Genomic DNA, 18,762 nt, shown 5'->3' with positions numbered 1-18,762 from the left:
CGAGGAGGCAACAATGAAAAAGATAATTGCTATGTTATCATTCCTGTTTATTGTAGCGAGTCTAGTCCCTTCGCTTGCGGAGGCGGCAGAACCTATTACAGCCTTTCCCGGAGCGGAAGGCGCCGCTATGTATATAACAGGGGGACGCGGAGGGGACGTTTACGAAGTCACCAGTCTCGATGATTACACGTCCTCAGAGACCCCGATCCCCGGAACGCTGCGCTACGGGCTTGTTAAAGTGGCGAACAGCACTTCCAAATCGACCGTTATTGTCTTTCGGGTTTCCGGCACCATTCATTTGAAGGAGAAAATTAAAACGAATGTCTACAATCTGACGATTGCCGGACAGACCTCGCCTGGAGACGGCATCGCCATCGGCAACTATTCAGTATCTTTGGGCGGATCCAATATCATCCTCCGTTATCTTCGCTTCCGCGGAGGCTTTGCCGAGCTGGACGACACCTTTTCACCCAACGCTCCGAAAATGATGATTGATCACTGCTCTTTTAGCTGGAGCACGGACGAGGTCCTTTCATCCAAAGATAAGAGCAGCATCACCGTGCAATGGTCAATCATCAGCGATTCTCTGAACATGTCGATTCACGACAAGGGCGCCCACGGGTACGGCGGTATTTGGGGCGGCACCAATATGACGTTTCACCACAATTTAATTGCCAACAACAATAGCCGAAATCCTCGATTAGACCGTGACTTTAGACTTGAAAAAGACGCACCTCTGCTGTTCGACTTGAGAAACAACGTCTTCTATAACTGGGGAGCCAACAGCGGATATGGCGGTGAAAATGCGACTGGCGTCAACGTCGTAAACAACTACTATAAAGCAGGTCCCGCTACCTTTGATGATGTGAAAAACCGAATTTTCAATCCTTGGTCCGAGCAGCCCGGAAACTACTATATTGAAGGCAACTATGTGGACGGCTATCCGGAAATCAGCGCAAATAACTGGGCCGGCGGCGTTCAACCCGAGTATGGCTTAGGAACGGTCAATCGCCTGCAAAGCCCGGTACCTATTACTTATAAGAATACCGATGGCACCACTGTCGACACTTCCGTAACAACGGACTCGGCGACAGATACTTACAGCAAAGTCCTTGAGCACGCAGGAGCCATTTTACCAAAAAGAGATTCTCTCGATGCGCGTATCGTGAACGATGTCAGAAACGGCTTGGGGAAATTCGCCAATACCCCGGATGGGGACGGAGGGTTTCCGGCTTTAACAGAGACGACTTTGTCAGCCGATTATGACAGTGATCACGATGGCATCCCGAACAGCTGGGAAGAAGCCCACGGTCTTGATGCCAATAACACAGCTGATGGTAAAGCGGATAGCGGTGACGGTTTTACCTATTTGGAGAAATATTTGAACTCGCTGCTTGGCAATGGGTCGGGCAATCCTTCTGTAGCCATTACTAGCCCATCTGCGAATGCGATGCTGCAAGCGAATCGAGATATTGTCATTGATGCCACAGCCTCTGACAGTGATGGCACTGTATCCAAGGTTGAATTCTCCTTCTACGATACGCAAGCGATGAAACTAATCCCGTTAGGAACGGTTACATCCGCACCTTATTCGTATACATGGACAAACGCTCCGGAAGGAACTCATTATTTGTATGCCAAGGCAACTGACAACTCAGGAACTCAAACACTTTCAAGTATGGTTGTTATTCATGTCAATGGAACAGGTGGGATTGGCGCATGGACATCCGCGGACGTCGGCAGCGTGACAATACCAGGAACTTCAAGCGTATCAGGGGCTGAGAACAGTTCTTTTATCGTAAAAGGTACCGGCAAAATTGGCGCAACGAGCGATGGCATCCAATCGAAAGATGCGTTCCAATACACATACCGTGATATTTCAGGTGATATGGAGTTAAGCTCTACGATTAACTTCCAGAATCCTTCCGAGTACGATAATGGTGTAAAATCAGGGCTTATGATCCGTCAGGATCTGACGGCCGATTCTCCTTTTGCCATGATTACGGTGATGAAAGAAGAATATTACGGGACACGGATCCATTTTATGAGCCGATCAACCCGAGGGGATTTGGTTGTAACTACAGCCAAGCCAAATGTCGAATTGCCGGCACTTTTGAAAATTTCCAGATATGGGAATGAAGTCAAAGGTTTGATTTCCATTGATGGCGGAGCTAACTGGGAAGTGGTCGGTTCTGTCACGCTGGATCTGCCGGACCATGCTTACATCGGGATGGCCGTCGATGCGACGAAGAGTACGAACAATTTTAATTACTACAATTCCTCCCTATTTGGGAATACGAAGCTGCGGACAGATAACGTTACGGGAGCTGTCTTCACCACCGGGAATTTGCAGCTGAACGAAAATGACGGTGATCCTTCGGTCAGTGTGCAATTTAGCAATCGATCCGAGCTTGATAAAAATGGCGTACTGGTCATCTCGCTCTATGATGCGGACGGCAATATCGTCAACTATTCCTATACCAGCGACTTGGTCGAAGGCCAAGGAATAAGAACGCTAACGGCTAACTTCCAGCTGCCCGAAGATGCGGCCGGTTATAAGCTGAAGGCTTTTGTATGGGATAAGCTTGCCAGCAAGCAAGTGATTTCAAATGTTGCTGAGCTGCCTTTGACGCAGTAGGAAAGATCTTGCAGCTAAAACTAAAGCCTGACGGAGTGTATTCCGTCAGGCTTTGATCATTGAACAAAGTATCACTCCGAAGTAACGAACCAGTCATTTTTCATGGTCCCCACCAAGCGCCGATGGCCTTGATACTCTTCGTAAATGTTAAAATCATACGTCTTCAGGAAGGATAACTTGTAAAGTAAGTCTCCGTTTGACAAACTGATTTTGAAATCCTTATGTTTGCCAACTTTCAGCTTGGATTGCGGCGTCTCAGGAGCCTCATTGGCGCGGGGCTCGAAACTACTCAAATCCGCCGACCATTCAATCGCCCTCAAGCCATTCGTGTCGTTAATCTGGAAGACAATTTTACGTCCCTCCGTATTTACGCTCGTACTCATATCCTTGACAATCTCATAATTGAACTTCAAGGATAGCTCGTTATTATCCAGTGCCGTGCTGACATGATCCATGGAGAGCGTATATGGCGCAAGGGATACCCCCTTCAGTGGTGTCCCCACTTCCTGCTTCTCTTGCGGCAGCCAGAAGGCAAATGGCTTCACATACATGTCGGCGTCGTCCGAATCTTCGTCATCATCATCGTCGTCATCGTTTGCAGGTACTTGCGTTAGCAGCTTGCCGTCATGAACACCCTCTCCGAGCAGAAGATTCATACCGCTTGTATCAACGCCCTTCGGAATCATGCTTGAGACAATGAGCAGCGCTTTCTCTCCGGGACCCACTTTCTCCTTCACATCCAGCACATTCGCCGGATAAACGGTTCCGTTCGCTGCTCGAAAGCTGGCAACCAGCTTCGCCAAGTTCGTGAATCGCCTCTCCTGATTCTCAACCAGCACCCTCACGGTATATTGTTCCGTGGACTCTGCTTGATAGCTCACCACGTTTTGAATGGAGAACTTAGATTGATAACCTACATCCGTCAATTCAAAGGAAGAAGCCGCATCAAGAATCGGCACATGCAGGAGACCAGCCTGCGACTCTAAATCCAACACGTCGATGATTTTCCCTTCGGACGTTTTTTCCTGCAGCACGAGCTCTATGTTTGAAAATGCATACGTATATGGCACTTTAGCCACCATCTGCATACCGACGGAGCTGTCTTTCGGAAGCCCCAGCACTTTCGCCGAAATGATGACTTTCGCCTCTACCTTCACTTTTCCATCCAATAAAAAGTAACCGGACAACTGTGGAATTGGCAGTGAATCCGAGCCTTTATTCATCAGCATGAAGTCTGCAGTCAAAATGTCCGTGTCTTCCCAGGGCAACCGGTACATGCCGTTCATCCTTGTCGTGTACAAACCATTTTCGTCCGTAAACGCAACTTCCTCGCCTGAGCTTCTCACCTCTTGCTCCGATTCTTTCGGCAGCTCCAAGTCAGCGATCGGCACATTCAACTTCAAATCGGGCATGTACTGTGTAACAACAATCTCCCAGCCTTCGGTTGAAACGTTCGCCGGGACACTTCCCGTAAGGGTAATTTCCTTCGTTTCCTGAGAGTTGATGAGGAGATCGGTTAATCCTTTTGCGATTAACGGATACGTATATCCCTCCGAAGTGCGAACGTTAAACTGATAATCAGGCACGGTTACACTGTATTTTCCTAAATTTTTCAGTTTCAGGGTTACGTTAGGCAAGCTGTTTTTTTCATTTTTCCCAAGGTTAAAATCGGAGAGTGCAGCCTCCACGATCGTGCCTGACATCTTGATCTCTTGAGAGCTTCCTGCGGGTGCCACTTGTGTAAAATCATCCGGCACTGAGATTTCACCGATTTGACGTTCGAATGGACTGCGGGAGAAATCCCATTTCCCGAGAAGAAACTTCAAATCATGCAGCGAGGTTGCTTCATTAACCAGGGCATAGTAGGAAAACTCTTGCGAGGAACCCGCCGCAATTTTTGTTTTTTCTTTGTCCTGCGGCATCATTTTGGCGATGAATGAATCTCCATTCCTCCCTAGTAAGCGTATCCAATATTCAGTCAGCGATAGGCTCTCTGAGCTTTCGTTCGAAATATGCAGGGTGAATGTAACGATATTACCGGTGTGATCGGATAAAAGTTTTAGCTGCTTAATCTCAGCATAAGAATTACCGCCAAGCGGGATTTGCTCGAATGCGGCACTGGTATCGTCTGGATTACCGCCATCTGCGAATGCGGATACCGGCAGGAACATCAGGCTAATGATAACGGCTATCGCAAAAGCCATGAAGTTGGGGAAACGTTTACAAATTCTAGTCATCGGCAGTTTCCTTTCTACGCTTCGTGTTTCAATGCATCCAAGCCGATCAGCTCATCCGGCCGCATCGCCTTTAACTGCTTTTCATATAATTCACGATATAACCCGTGTTGCGCTAGCAGTACCTGATGTTTACCTCTTTCAACGATCCGTCCCCGGTCGATAACAAGAATTTGATCGGCTCTGACGACAGTTGCCAAACGATGAGCGATGACGAACGTCGTACGTCCCTGCATTAACCGCTCCAGCGCTTCAGTGACCAGATGTTCAGATTCTGCATCCAGTGCCGACGTGGCCTCATCCAAAATTAAGATGCGAGGACTCTTGAGCAGCGCTCGCGCAATAGCGATACGTTGTTTTTGTCCGCCTGATAACCTAACGCCGCGTTCTCCAATCATCGTTTCATATCCGAGCTCCCACTCTTCGATGAATTCATGCGCGTTCGCAGCTTGTGCCGCAGCGATAATTTGCTCTTTTGCCGCTTTCGGATTGCCATAAGCAATATTCTCATAAACGGTTCCGGAAAACAGAATATTATCCTGAAGCACAAGCGCCATGTGGCTGCGCAGGTCATGCAGATCATAATTTCGCAAATCAACCCCGTCCAGCAAAACGGAACCTTCGTCCGGATCATAAAAACGAAGCAGCAAATTAATAATGGTAGACTTGCCTGCGCCGCTTGGGCCGACAAGCGCTATCACATCTCCGCTGCAAGCTTTAAAGCTAATTCCTTTAAGAGCTGCCCTCGTCTCCAACACCATCAGAGGCGGATCCGGCCTCATCTTTGGCGGAATCCAATAAAACCGTTTGGCAGGTCTTTGGCGCTCGACCAAATCTTTATCCTTCTGATCGACCTCAACTTGCTGCTTTTCAGGCCTTTCAATCACATAATCGAACCCGACTTGGTCAAACTGGATGTCGCCTTTACACGTTTTTAGAGGCAAGGGATTGTCATTGTTCTTAATTTCAGGTTCAATATCGAACACTTCAAAAATTCGTTCCACGTTGGCAAGTGAATTCTGAATCGTAACATTCACATCCGAAAAACGCTGAATTGGGCCATACATCTGGGATAAATAAGCTTGGAAGGCGATTAATTCCCCTACCGACATGTTGCCCCGAATGACCATTGTCCCTCCAACGAACCAAATGATCAGCCCGCCGAAATCCTGAAAGGTTTGACTAATGCGGCCAAGCGTGTTGGATAAAAATTGAGCCGTCATCGCATAGCCAAAATGAGCCGATGCTTGCTTCTTGAACCGGTTTAGCTCCATGCGTTCCCGGCTAAACGCCTGAACAACCTTCATCCCGGCAATTCGCTCGACAAGCACGCCTGACATTCGTTCCATCTGCCGATGGACAGAGCGCCATGCGTAGCGAATATGCACATTAATGTTCGTAAACGTTAAATAATAGACAGGAAGCAGCCATAGCGACAACAACGCCAGTTTCCAATCCATATGAAACAGCATAAATCCGGCGAACAGCACCAGGAAGAAGTCAATCGCCAGATTAATAACACCTGAGCCGACCAGATTCTGAGCGCCGTTTACATCGTTCAGTATTCTGGAGACGATGCTTCCGACCTGACGGCTGTCGTAAAACCGCTGAGAAAGCTTTTGCATATGTTCATATAGCTGAAAGCGGATATCGATGACCATGGAATTCCCCATTTTGGCCATCACCCATTGACGCACATAATTAACCGCTGTTCCGAAAACGTAAACGCCTCCCAGAACCCCAATTACCTTCGACAATGTCCATGAGCTTTCTTTACGCGGAAGAACTTCGTCAATCAGAACTTTGGTCATCCAAGGTACCGTCATGGGGACGACAAATTGCAGAATACCGAGCCCAACAATGGTCATGATCATGTACCGGTACGGTTTTAGAAACTTAAAATAACGTCGTATGAGATGGGATTTTGTGTCCTTCTGCATATCAAACCTTCTTTCTTTCCGTGGATCGGCAGTCAAGATGACCCGCGAAGCACCCGATCGAAGAAATCCGGTGGTCCAACTTGACCGCCTTTCAAAACGATTTCTAAACCGTCCATCCATTCATCCTGCGAAAATGCCCGACAAAGCGGCCCTCCTGGAACAACAGGAGCTATCATTTCCAGCGCGTACATATTCATTCGTTTTACGGCAAAACCTGAGGTATCCCCTCCAGCCAAAACAACTCTCCGGACTCCTGTAGACTGAACAAGCGCACTCGCCATTTCACCCAAGCGTCCGCCTATTCGCTCACCGCTTCCTGCCAGATTGTGCCCGTTTAAACGCATCAGATTCTGAGTTTCCGGAATAGATTCGTCATTCGGACCTAGAGCAGTATATAAAATAACGTTCTTGCCAGCCTGCAGCAATCGCTCAGCCTCGCTGAGCAGCAAAGCCTGAGCTGATTTCGCTTCCGAATCCTCTGCGAAAAAAAGAGGCGCTGGCACGCGAATACCCGCATAGCCGTGCGCCATTGCCCATTCGATTTGCGCACAAGTCGCTGGCGAACAACTGCCTGATACGACAAGGAGCCGATCCGCAGGCTCTGCCGTCCTCCGCTCAGACATTGCGGGTAGTGTACCTCGCTGCTGCCAATGGGAGACTAGCGCGTACTCCACTCCTGAAGAACCAATAACCAATATCGGTTCATGCTTGCTCTCTTCCGCAAATATTTCTCCGATTTTGGTAAGATGATCGTCCGTTAACACATCAAACAGCAAAACATCGGGTGCTTGATCGAGCTTCTCATTCAATCGCTCTCTCAGCATTGCTCCATGATGCTCCAAATCTAAAACGCTCATCAGACCGATCGTGCAAGATGTCTGCTCAGCCAAATGAACCCGAAGATCCGCTTCCTGCATCGGCGTAACCGGGTGCTGTATCATGTTGGGATGCCTATCCAAACGCAGCATTTCCGTCCCTTTTCCAGCAAAATGGTTCCCAAACACCGTATACCTTTTTAACGCAGGCGAGCCTGCGAGAAGAGGCGTGAATCGTTGTTTCGGAAACACACGCCGTCCGATGTCAATAACCTTACCTATGCTGCCCGTTAAGGGAGAGGAATCGAAGGTGGAACAAATTTTGTAATGCACAATTGGTGCTTGAAATGCCTTGAGGGCAGTAAGTGCGGGATGAAGCGTAATCTCCATCTCTTCCGGACTCATCGTCCGGCTTACGCCCGCCACGCCAAAGCCGTCATACTGGCTGAATTTCTCTTGCCAAGTCGATACGTCTGGCATATCCATAAATAAAATCATTCGCAAACCGCCGGTCGCGAGCGCCTCTAACACATCCGTGGAACCAGTGAAGTCATCGCCGTAATAACAGATTCGCATTCGTTATCATCTCCCTTCCATCCCTTCGAGGCCGGCTTTAACCAAATGCTGCCAAAGCTTGCTTCAACTCAGGATGTTTATCGGCATGCAGATGCAGAGGAATTCCCTCCAAGGCTGCCTCCCACCCTTGCACGAGACTGCGGAATCCTGCCCCGGATCCGCCCGGATGCCCATGAATGCCACCGCCGGCAATATTCATCAGATCGACGGTGCCCAGTGTGCTGTATGTTTCCGGCGCTGCCCCCGCCCATTGCTTGGATGACAGCACGGGAAGCACAGTGTCCGATGGGTCAAACATCGGCGTCATACAAGCACGTACGCTATCAACGACGGATGCATTGTCTTCATAGAACTTGTTATTGAGCCCATTGACATGAAGATGATCTACGCCAGCCAGACGGCACAATTTTTGATAGGCTGCAAAAGACATGCCAAGATACGGGTATCGTGACATCAACCCCCATTGGTTGCGGTGTCCATGTATGCATACGGGGGCATTCTTTCTTAGGTGCGCTAGCCCAGCAAATCCGATACTGTTGATGCTGACCATCACACAGTTGCCTCCGGCTTTCACGACAGTCTCCAGGTGACGTTTCATAGGATCGATATCATCGGTAATATTAAAAGCGTACATCGTCTTTTTGCCTGTTCGGTCCGCAGCACGTTCTATTTCATCCATAACCACCTTAATACGCTCGGCAATCGGGGCATAAGGCGGGTTCCCATGCACCTCGTCGTCCTTGATAAAATCAATGCCAGACAAGGCCAATTCACGCACGATCAACCGCAGCTGTTCCGTCGGCAATCCGATGTTTGGTTTAATAATCGTTCCGATGATTGGCCGACCATGCACACCTGTCAATTCCCTTGTACCGGAAATACCAAACTGCGGGCCTTCATACCGTTCTTGAAACGCCAACGGTAAATCCAGATCCAGCAGCCGAAGCCCTGACAGCTCTTCCAGCTCATACAGATTTCCTGCAACAGTCGCAAGCAAATTCGGAATTGAAGGCCCAATGTTCACATAGGGGAATGCAATCTTCACAATGCCACGTCGGAATTCGCCTTTACTTCCCGCAGGCACCTTAGCGCCTGGGAGCGAAGGGAAAGGCGAGCTTTCCAACTCTTGAATGGACAAAATCTGCGCGCGATGCTCTTGCTTCAGACTATCCGTTTCATTCGGCAGCGGGAGGAACGTTCCCGTAGACTGCTCGCTGACGATAATTTCACAAGCCTTTTCTAAGGAAAATGCGGTTTCGAGCCAATAAGTGGCAATGACTTGGTCGTTCTTCAACATGGATATTTCCCCTGTCTCTCCAACTCGGCGCGTACAGCCATAATGCCAAGACGTGGGCTAGCATAAACGGGTAGTCCGGTTTCTTCGCTTAACGCTTTTTCCATTCTAGCCATGGACCCCTGAGCCAGCACCAGTACATCCGCCTGTTTGGCTACTAATTTGGCCGCTTCATAGATCAAACGATCATGTTCCTCAGGCTGTCCAGAAATTAATGCTTGATAAGCCCCTTCCGCCAAAGCGTCAACAACACGGACATTCCGGTTTTGAAGATCTGCTTCTCTTTGCAGCAACTGCCTGGTTGGCTCGAGTGTAGTAGGCAATGTAGCGAGCACACCAATTTGATTAAAATTTTTGGTGACCTGACGTGCCATGTCATCGTCGATTTTAACGATCGGAATGTTGAACAATGATCGTACCCTGTCCGCTGCTTCACCTACCGATGAGCAAGTATTGAGAATGAGATCGGCGCCGATATCTTCGGCGTGCCGGTAATACTGAACCAAGCGGCGAACTACTGCAGTAGTCACTCCACCTGCCTGAATCACATCGGCAATCAAACTGTCGTCGATAATGTTGACGAGGCGGCAGCCCGGCAATTCCTCCCGAAACAGCGGCCCAATACGTTCCGATAACCCTTGACCTGTGTAAACAGCAACAACTGTAGCCATGCCTATTCCTCCTTTAACTTGCGGTGTTATTCCTATACTTAATGGCTGTTCCTAATCTGCCTTCTTGTTCGAGCCAGTTGTCTGCATCCGGGATATCGAAATAACGGAGCATTCCTGGCAATATGAAACTTAAAGAATCATTCTCATCATAAAATGGTTCTCTGATCCACTGCGCAAGACTGCTCATTCGGTTTTCCAAGCATACGCGTTGGACGCGTGAATCGAGCAATGCCGCTAACTCCGCATAGATGGCATACTTCCCACTGCCGTAAAGTTCAATATCATCTGCATCGATATTTTTCAGAGTTCCTGCTAATTCAATGGCTCTCAATACATCGTAGGTTCGTACGGCTGCCATACTATCGCCCAGCCACATTAATTCATCCGTGTAGCGGTCCATCATGCCGAAACGTTTGTAAGGTCTCTCCTCTGGCGAGTTCACGTGCGGCAAAAGCGAGCCGATGCCCACTGGATTGAGAACCAGGGCAATACGTCCGGCTGCGCAGGTCTCCTCGATCCATTTGGCATGCGCATTCGTTTGTTTGGTCCCTCCATCCCAGACAGCGATGGTAACGGGCAGCTTGCGGCCCGCTGCTTCAGCCGGGAAAAATTGCAAAGCATTATTGAGCAAACCTCGTTGGCTCCACCATACCGTCCTAAGCGCCCACAGATTCTCCACCTCACCGCCTCCGGAAAGACGCGGATTCAGGTCACATGGCTTGCGATTGAAGTACACGGCATTTCGCAGCCACTTCAATGCCTGCTTCTTGCGCAGATCTTCCGGCAGTTCATTGCGCGCTTTCTCCAGCTGCGCCAGCCGTTCGTTGTTCTCGTCGTGTGTATTGCGGGCACTCGGACATTCGCCGATCACCTGCCCGCTCTGCGTGCAGTGAAGCTGATCCGCAGGCAGCAATTGAATACCATCATCCTGCGGAGTAACCTTACGACCCAACAGTTGTTCCGAAAAGAACTCTGCTGCCGCACGGGCGAGCGGGATCGAAAAGCGATGAGCATTTTCATCTTCAAAAATGTCCAGCAGCTCCCCTTTGTCATACATGTCCCAGAATCTACGGTTAACCGCTACGTTATGGCGTGGAGCTTCAATCGGGACGGAATCATACGTCGTAGCGAGCACACGTACAGGGCGTGGCGCCATCGCCAGCACGATATCTTCGTGATCAAAGCCTAGCGCTGAGAAGCCAGGCCACTTCTGTTCGGCATCTTGCGCTTTGCCGGTCAGGAGAAAATACGGCCTGTTCATGATAAATCCGCCCGGGGCTGCAGCAGCGATGCGCTCGTCGGCCATCATAAGCAGCGATGTTTGGGTGCCGCCGCCTGAATGCCCCGTTACTCCGATCCTTTGCGGATCCACTTCTTTTCTCGTGCACAAATAATCAATGGCTCGCATAGCATCGTGCAGCATATAACGCGCCAAGCTGTCGCCAACCGGCATGCATTGTCGCCCTACATTTTCATGCTCGGTTACGCTCGTCATTGGCGCTTGCCCTGTTTCAGGAGCATAGAAGCCGAAGCGCTCCCCTTGACCTACCGGATCAAGCGACAATACGATTAGACCCGCATGCACCAAATAGTGACATACCGTCTGATATTCGTCGCAGTGTTTGGCCTGCTCGCGATGTCCGCACAACACAAGGACAGCGCCACGTGGCTCGGTTACGCCATCTGGTATATAGAGATTTGCCGTTGCATAAACGAGCGGTCTGGGTTCGAAAATCACTTTCTCTACTTGAAAGCCATTTCCTGAAGTTGTACCCGTTATTTGAGGGTTTAACGGTGTGTCAGAAGCAGGCAGCCCACCGATACACGTGAGGATGCCTTCACGGATCTCCTTCTGGCGCTGCATAAGATCGGCTTTATTTGCGATCGAACCACGCGCAAGCTCGCCCCTCTCTGCTGCGCGCATGGCGGATTCATAAATCCACCTTGGCAGCTGGCTTTTCACATCAAAATGGGCGATTTGAACATTTTCAAACTTTTCAAACACGATGAGCTCCTCCTCCTTTTGACACTTCTGCCAGCTCTGACTCGACCAACAGATCGGTTAAACGTATAGGTTGATTGGCAGCCGCAGATTTCCAAACGGCTTCGCCAGTTAGCACCGCAAGCGCCCCTGCCTCTGCACCCGCCATAATGTCATATTGACGCAGCGGATCAGGTCCCAGGAATAAATCCTCCAAAATAAGCGGATCGCCACCGCCATGTCCGCCGGCTTTCGGTACAACGTGTATCGTTTCTTTACCCCCGAACAGCGGGAAGTAGTCAATCGTTTGCTCAGGCACATGGAAAGCAGCGCGCCCGGACATGATTTCCTTTGTTTCAATCCTGCCTTTTGTCCCATTAATAGCCAGACGATAACCCTCGTACGGCACCGAGAAATTCACGGAATAACTTAAGATAGCGCCTTTATCGTACTTAACTACAGCTGCATACGTATCCTCAATATCAATTTCATCATCGAAAATGCAACCGTCCGGACGATATCCTGTAAAGTTATCAGGCTTAATATCAACCGCATTCACATGGTCGTCTGGCGGTACAACCTCTTTGCTCCGTGATGACCATCGCATGAAATACGCACAGGACGATTTGACCCTGCACGTCCCGCAGTGTCTGCCGTCTTCCTTGACGGGATTGAACTCCCCATCTGGACCAAAATAGTTCAGCGCGCCATATGCGAACGCTTCCAATGGTTTCTGGCCGATCCACCAGTTCACAAGATCAAAATGATGTGTGCTCTTATGAATCGATAACCCACCGGAGTTGCTGCGTTTGCGGTTCCATCTTTTGAAATAGCTTGCACCATGATACGTATCAATGTACCAATTCAAATCAACCGACGTTACCCGGCCGATTCTGCCTTCCAGAATCAATTCCTTAATTCTTGTATGAATCGGAGAATACCGATAATTAAAAGTGACGTGAAGTTTGCCCCTGCTGTTATGCTGAGCATCCAAAACCCGCTTGCAATCAGCGCCGGTCGTCACCATCGGTTTCTCCGAGATGACATCCAGATGGTGCTGCAAGCCCCCTACTATATAATCCGCATGGGTGTAATCCACTCCTGCCACAATGACAGCGTCTGGATTCGTTTCCTGAATCATCTGCTCAAATTGAGACGGAGCGTATACAGGTGTCCCTGCCAGCGCCGGAAATTTCCTAAAGCAATTCGCAAAGCGGCTTGGGTCCGCATCCAACAAGCCGACAATCTCGCAATGCTGATGGAACGTCTCCAGCATTGGACGAATAAACATGCCGTTTGCCCTCGTGCTCACGCCGCAAATCACGTATTTTTTCTTCGCCATGATGTTATCCCTCCTTGCTTCTACTGTTAAGTATACAAAGTTGCGAATGGCAAACCATTAGTGAAAACGACTGTCATTATAGGTCAATCCTGTCTGGGCTGGCTGGGCATAGAAATACCCTGCCGGGTTGCGGCAGGGTATTTCTATTAAAAGTTTAAGAACCTAAGATAACTGTGAATTTGAGAATCTGCGTTCCACCAACAAGGTAAATATTGAATTGTTGAATATTGTTCGTCGTAGGATCGCTGCTTTTTGGATTGCGAGTATAAGATAATGTAAAGTTAGGATTCACAGACACCGAATCTTGTTTGGCTGGATCGAGTTCTTTATAAATAATGTCTCCAATAAACGATTGCAAACCGATAAAATCATTGGCTGGGCCAATTTGATCTTGATTCGTAACGGCAGCAGCGCACGTAGTTGCTTTATTGTCTTTGTCTTTACATACATTAGTGAATGTACCGTAATTCGTAGCAGCCTGTAATTGATTCATTAATTGCGTATCCCACAAATAAAGACCGTTTAATTGCAGTTTGGCACCGTTACTTATCGTTTTTGGGTTACCGCCAGATATTTTGATCGATGTTGGGGCCATAGAGTCGATACCGGATCCAAGACTTTGTGTCAGCGACTTAACTCCGCTCGGAGTATCAAAGAAGACGGTAAGGTTGAATTTTCCGCTGTCGAGACCAATAATTTTCCCGTTGTTATAAGCCATGGCCTTCGGATTGTCGGAAGTAACCGCTCTGACCTTAACGGAAAGACCTGTATCCAAACCTGCAGAATCTTTGGTTAAAATGGTGACGCCTCTGGCCAGCGACGAATAGTTACTGAACAAGTACGTCGCATTCGTAACACTGTTGACTTTCGCTGCATCGTACAATATCCTACCGACCGCCAAGAGCTCGCTGCTTGAACCTAAATCTAAAGAGTAGGTCAGATTCGGATTATTGATATCATCGACATCAACAATGATTGAGTCGTTGCTGAGCCTTTCTTGGATCTGCCCGCTTCCATCCAAATGAACTAACGTAGCAGTTAATTTGTAGCTGCCTTTTTTGACGGGATCCGGTTTGAACGTGATGGATTGACCGTCACCTCCGCTGGCTTTGACAATATCCGTAATCTCCCTTAAAACAACGGGAGTAGCATCAGTAAGCGTCACCGCTCCTGTGGTATAAACAGCTCCTGTAACACCGCTCAGCTTTTCAAGTTTCATTTCAACTTTATAATCGTCGCGTTTAGTCGAATACACTTGGTCGAACTGATCATAAATTTTGAATACGCCACTCGTTTTCGCTTGCGACAAGGAATTGATTAACAAAATGGTTCTTGCCGAGTTTCCTTCATCCAGCTTGATGGAATTAGGCTTACGAGCCGGTTCGATCATCATAGGAAGGCTAAACGTTTGATCGAGACCGTTCACTCGGACATAAATCGTGGCTGGTCCTGCCGACGTCACCTGTTTGACGTGAATAGTACCATTAAGGTCTATTCCTACATTGCGCGTAATATTTGTTTTCGGATCTGTACGGGTATTCGGACTCGCTTCTACTACAAGGCCTCCTGTAGCATATACGGAGATTTTGCCAGCTGTTTCTAGCGCAGCTATTTCTGTTGAAGTTAACTCCTGGTTTGACGAATCGATGATTTTCAAGCTTATCGCTTTATCTTTATCGCCTTCTGTCAATGGCGTGAGTACGGGTCCGATTACAACGGAGTAAGCTGTCTTCGGCGCTGCTACATTTAATGTTTGTGATATCTGCTCGCCGTTAAACATTAAATTTAGCGTCACTTCTTTATTGCTGTCCAAATCCGAATAGACGACCAATTGCAATTCCGGATAGCCATCGTTATCGAAATCAACGAAGTCATTAGGATCATCCGTTTTGAAAACATTACCAAGTGCCCCGGTAAAAGATTTGAATATTCCCATATTCAAAATTTTAGGATCTACAATTCGATTGCCGTACTGGTCATAAGCCTTAAAGGTGAGGTATGCCCGCCCTCCGGCTTGAAACACGAGTTGTCCGACCGGCAACTTCAAATTGTTTTTCGGATCACCTAAGTCGACTTTCTTCACTTGCGGCATGTCACCGATCGTGAATGTTTTGATGACATTTAGATATCCACTTTTCTCCAGCACATTAACTGTAATCGCATCATCTGGACGTAAATCGCTTAAATCCAAAATAATTGCATTGCTGTCGGCCAAAATAGTTGATTGAACTTTTTTCGGTGCGCTTACATACACGTTCACATTGCTTGCCGATAACTTCATTGTCTCGCCATATTGATTAAGTGCCTTATAAGAAATCAGCGCCTTAGACCATGGCAACTTCTCCGTATCTGTAACGAATTCGAATTTAGCAGCCCGTTCATTCTCAGCGATAAAACCCATCGTGCCGTTTTCAACATCCACGCCGCTTAAGATAACTTGATATTGCGCAAATTCTAAATCATCACTCATTTCAAGCGTTGCTATCGTGCTGTCATCAGACCATGAAGTGATGGGTTCGAATTTAACAGGCTTGTTGTCCGAATCTAAATAACCCATTTTCGTCACGTTCAGAACAGCCTTATTGCTGTCAACTTCACGATTCAATCTTACGGTTAGCTTATTTTTCCCGATAACTTTTACTTCCGCAATCGAAGCTTTAGCAGGCTTAGCCGTTGTCAGATGAAGCTGCAGCGCTGCATAAGCAGCAAGTGCCAGTGTTTTTCGAGTCACGTTAACGTTGCCGCCGAATTTGCCGCCTGTCTGATTGGTCATGAGCTTTTGCTGCAGGGCGTAGGTGACATAGCTTTTATAATTCGCGTCTACCGTCGCATCTTTACTAGGAGCTGCCGCTTTTGCCTTATCATCTAGGCCAAGTCCTTTGATCAGCAGCATTGCCAGCTCTTGGCGGGTCACGACCGCTGTCGGATTGAATTTGTTATCAACCACGTCGTAGGTCAGATTCGCTTTCTTTAGTGCTTCAATATAGATTCGTGATGCATCATTCGTTTGGACATCCGTGAAACTTGATCCCTTAGCCGTATTGTCCATGGTCAATCCCAAAACGAGTGTTGCCGTTTTTGCTAACTGTGCTCGATTGATGGTATCATCCACACCAAAAGTTTCCCCAGATGACTTCTCAATCGCGTCCATTTTTAGGAGAGCGCTGATTTTTTTCTTGTCATCCTTCGAAAGACTTTTTAAATCACTGAGCTGGTCAGCTAAATAAGTGTCGGCAGTTACGCTTGAAGAAGAAGCTGCTGGTTTCGTTGCCGCTGGTTTTGTTGTTGATTTTGGTGCTGGTGTCGCCGTCGTTGTGGATGACGTTTGTGGTGCAGCAGCTTCTTCTGCACTGACTAAAGGGGCAAAACAGTAACATAGCAGCATAAATGATAGTAACAGAGCAAGTTCTTTCCTCATTTCGTGCACCTCCCTATTATGATGATACCCCGTTTTAAAACGCTTACATTATGTGTGGAACAAAACTAATGCCTCAAAGTAATCAGCCCCGCTCTCATTCGTTCATTTTCTTGCATGGACTAACTTTATTACAAAAACGCGACCAAATTATGGGGGCTTTTGTGCAATTTTATAGGTTGTTTTATTCATCCTGTCGTTGATGGTCTATTTTGGGCTAGTTAAAATTCCACGTATCCCACCAATAGCCGCTCATCCTCCAGCCCTTCCAAGTAGCTACTTTTCTTACGGACTCTGGAGACGCTATTCCGCCATATTCGGTTGAATTTGAGAGGCTATCGGTCTGAGGAGGCACTCGCAAAAAACCCTGACAAAGCCTCCTTCGTCAGGGTTCATCAAGCACACGTGCTTGAACTACAAGCTCAAATTTGAATAAATACTTTCCCCGCTTCTATTTTCACCGGATACGTCTGCAAATCCACACAAGCAGGCACACGTTTCGCGACACCCGTGGGGATGTCAAAACGGCCATTATGCTTAGGGCACTCAATTTGATTGCCCATGACTAAACCATTGGACAAATGAAATTTGCCATGGGTGCAAAAACCATCCGAGGCATAGTAGTCGCCTTTCTCCGTGCGATAAATCGCAAACGTCCGATCCTGATGATCGAAACGGATAACATCTTCGATCTCCACCTCGTCTGCAGGGCAGGCTTCAATCCATTCTCCGAGACTCATCCTAATTCGCTCCTTTCTTCTAATGCATGAGCAGGCCCGTACATATAAGGGCGCGCCGTTTTGGGCAGTGGTTTCACCACAACGTAAGCAGGATCTTGCTTCTGCTTTCTTAGTGCGCCAACAACCTCTTTCAGAGCTGCCCACAGACTTGGCCTGGCTGCCGGACAATCGGATTTCATTTCTTCATGCAGCTTTGGCAGCGCATGGTAAGGGACCATCGGAAACATATGGTGCTCCGTATGATAATTCATGTTCCAATAGAGAAAGCGGAAAATCGGATTCATATAAACCGTCCGTGTGTTTAACCGATGGTCGAGCACATCTTCATAGAGACCTAGATGCTGCGTAACACCAAACAGCAGCACGACGATTCCACCGTAAAACGAAGGCAGAAACACGAACATTGCGGGCAATAGGCTCCCAGTGAACAAGCATCCTGCCAAGACAGCAAGAATAATGAGCATATAAATGCGCGCTTCGCGGAATGTTTTCCGGTGCTGAGAGGAGGGAATGTATTCATTCTCCTGCTCATCCAACTTGCCAAACGTATGCAGAAAAAAACGTTTGATTTCGATAGGACCGCCATACAGATGAAAAATTTGCATAATGAGGATTTTCCAAATTGGCGGCCGTTCGGTAATAATTTCCGGATCACGTCCCACGATGATCGTATCCGTATGATGGCGGGCATGGCTCCACCGCCAAGGTGTGGCGGACCTCAAGACGAGAAAAGACGCGAATTGATACACGACCTCGTTCATCCAAGGCGTCTTGAATGCCGTTCCATGGCCGCACTCGTGCCATCTGGAATCGCCTGGGGTCGCATAGAGAATGCCATAAGCGAGAAAGGCGGGAATAGCCCACCAGGTTCCCCACGACAAAAAGGCGAGATATCCCAAAATGAAAAGTCCGCCAATCCAAATGATGGTGTCGCGAATGGCCGGGCCATCTTTCCGTTTCATCAATTCTTTCATCCGCTGACGAGGGATCGGGCACGTATACCATTCCGCCTCCGCCAGCCCGAGCTCAATTGCCCGTTTATTCTCAGCTCCAGTAATGCTGTAGTCCCTTTTTTTCTTTTTTACAGACATGTCAATTCACTCCCTCATCCTTTAC

At 48.2% G+C, this 18,762-nt stretch carries 11 protein-coding genes; 1 reads left to right on the top strand and 10 read right to left on the bottom strand.

The genetic code is table 11. The annotated features are described in order from the left end of the window. Nucleotides 1-13 precede the first annotated feature (13 nt). Entirely contained in the window at nt 14-2,638 is a 2,625-nt protein-coding gene (locus GON05_RS04955; RefSeq protein ID WP_157318106.1) for an Ig-like domain-containing protein, read from the top strand. Nucleotides 2,639-2,709: 71 nt separating this feature from the next. Here the strand turns inward: GON05_RS04955 and GON05_RS04950 are convergent, their stop codons facing one another. The 10 genes from GON05_RS04950 to GON05_RS04905 form a co-directional block, all read right to left on the bottom strand. Continuing rightward, nucleotides 2,710-4,842 (bottom strand): hypothetical protein, encoded by a 2,133-nt coding sequence (locus GON05_RS04950; protein WP_157318105.1) that lies wholly within the window; start codon nt 4,840-4,842, stop codon nt 2,710-2,712. Nucleotides 4,843-4,889: 47 nt separating this feature from the next. After that, nucleotides 4,890-6,812, bottom strand: coding sequence for an ABC transporter ATP-binding protein (locus GON05_RS04945; protein WP_246238832.1), 1,923 nt, complete (start codon nt 6,810-6,812; stop codon nt 4,890-4,892). A 32-nt stretch (nt 6,813-6,844) separates the two neighbouring features. Further along, on the bottom strand, nt 6,845-8,203 hold the full coding sequence (locus tag GON05_RS04940; protein WP_157318104.1) for a four-carbon acid sugar kinase family protein: 1,359 nt from the start codon (nt 8,201-8,203) through the stop codon (nt 6,845-6,847). 37 nt (nt 8,204-8,240) lie between these two features. Beyond that, nucleotides 8,241-9,500 (bottom strand): RuBisCO large subunit C-terminal-like domain-containing protein, encoded by a 1,260-nt coding sequence (locus GON05_RS04935; protein ID WP_181646417.1) that lies wholly within the window; start codon nt 9,498-9,500, stop codon nt 8,241-8,243. Next, nucleotides 9,494-10,168, bottom strand: a complete 675-nt coding sequence (locus GON05_RS04930; protein WP_157318103.1) for an aspartate/glutamate racemase family protein — start codon at nt 10,166-10,168, stop codon at nt 9,494-9,496. The genes GON05_RS04935 and GON05_RS04930 overlap by 7 nt, the downstream gene beginning before the upstream one ends. A gap of 13 nt (nt 10,169-10,181) precedes the next feature. Then, nucleotides 10,182-12,173: an alpha/beta hydrolase family protein gene (locus GON05_RS04925; RefSeq protein ID WP_181646416.1), complete on the bottom strand. Its 1,992-nt coding sequence runs from the start codon at nt 12,171-12,173 to the stop codon at nt 10,182-10,184. Beyond that, nucleotides 12,166-13,491 carry a Gfo/Idh/MocA family protein gene (locus tag GON05_RS04920; protein ID WP_157318102.1) on the bottom strand — a complete coding sequence of 442 codons (1,326 nt, stop codon included), beginning with the start codon at nt 13,489-13,491 and terminating at the stop codon, nt 12,166-12,168. Before GON05_RS04920 ends, GON05_RS04925 begins: the two co-directional genes overlap by 8 nt. Before the next feature lie 154 nt (nt 13,492-13,645). Beyond that, nucleotides 13,646-16,909 carry an S-layer homology domain-containing protein gene (locus GON05_RS04915; protein WP_157318101.1) on the bottom strand — a complete coding sequence of 1,088 codons (3,264 nt, stop codon included), beginning with the start codon at nt 16,907-16,909 and terminating at the stop codon, nt 13,646-13,648. Between the two features lie 419 nt (nt 16,910-17,328). After that, nucleotides 17,329-17,646: a MocE family 2Fe-2S type ferredoxin gene (locus GON05_RS04910; RefSeq protein ID WP_127449195.1), complete on the bottom strand. Its 318-nt coding sequence runs from the start codon at nt 17,644-17,646 to the stop codon at nt 17,329-17,331. Then, on the bottom strand, nt 17,643-18,737 hold the full coding sequence (locus GON05_RS04905) for a fatty acid desaturase family protein (protein WP_157318100.1): 1,095 nt from the start codon (nt 18,735-18,737) through the stop codon (nt 17,643-17,645). Before GON05_RS04905 ends, GON05_RS04910 begins: the two co-directional genes overlap by 4 nt. Nucleotides 18,738-18,762 lie beyond the last annotated feature (25 nt).

It is taken from the genome of Paenibacillus anseongensis (assembly GCF_009757995.1).
Lineage (GTDB): Bacteria > Bacillota > Bacilli > Paenibacillales > NBRC-103111 > Paenibacillus_E > Paenibacillus_E chondroitinus.
Note: the sequence above shows the minus strand (reverse complement) of the source record. Positions and strands in the feature narration are given on the sequence as shown.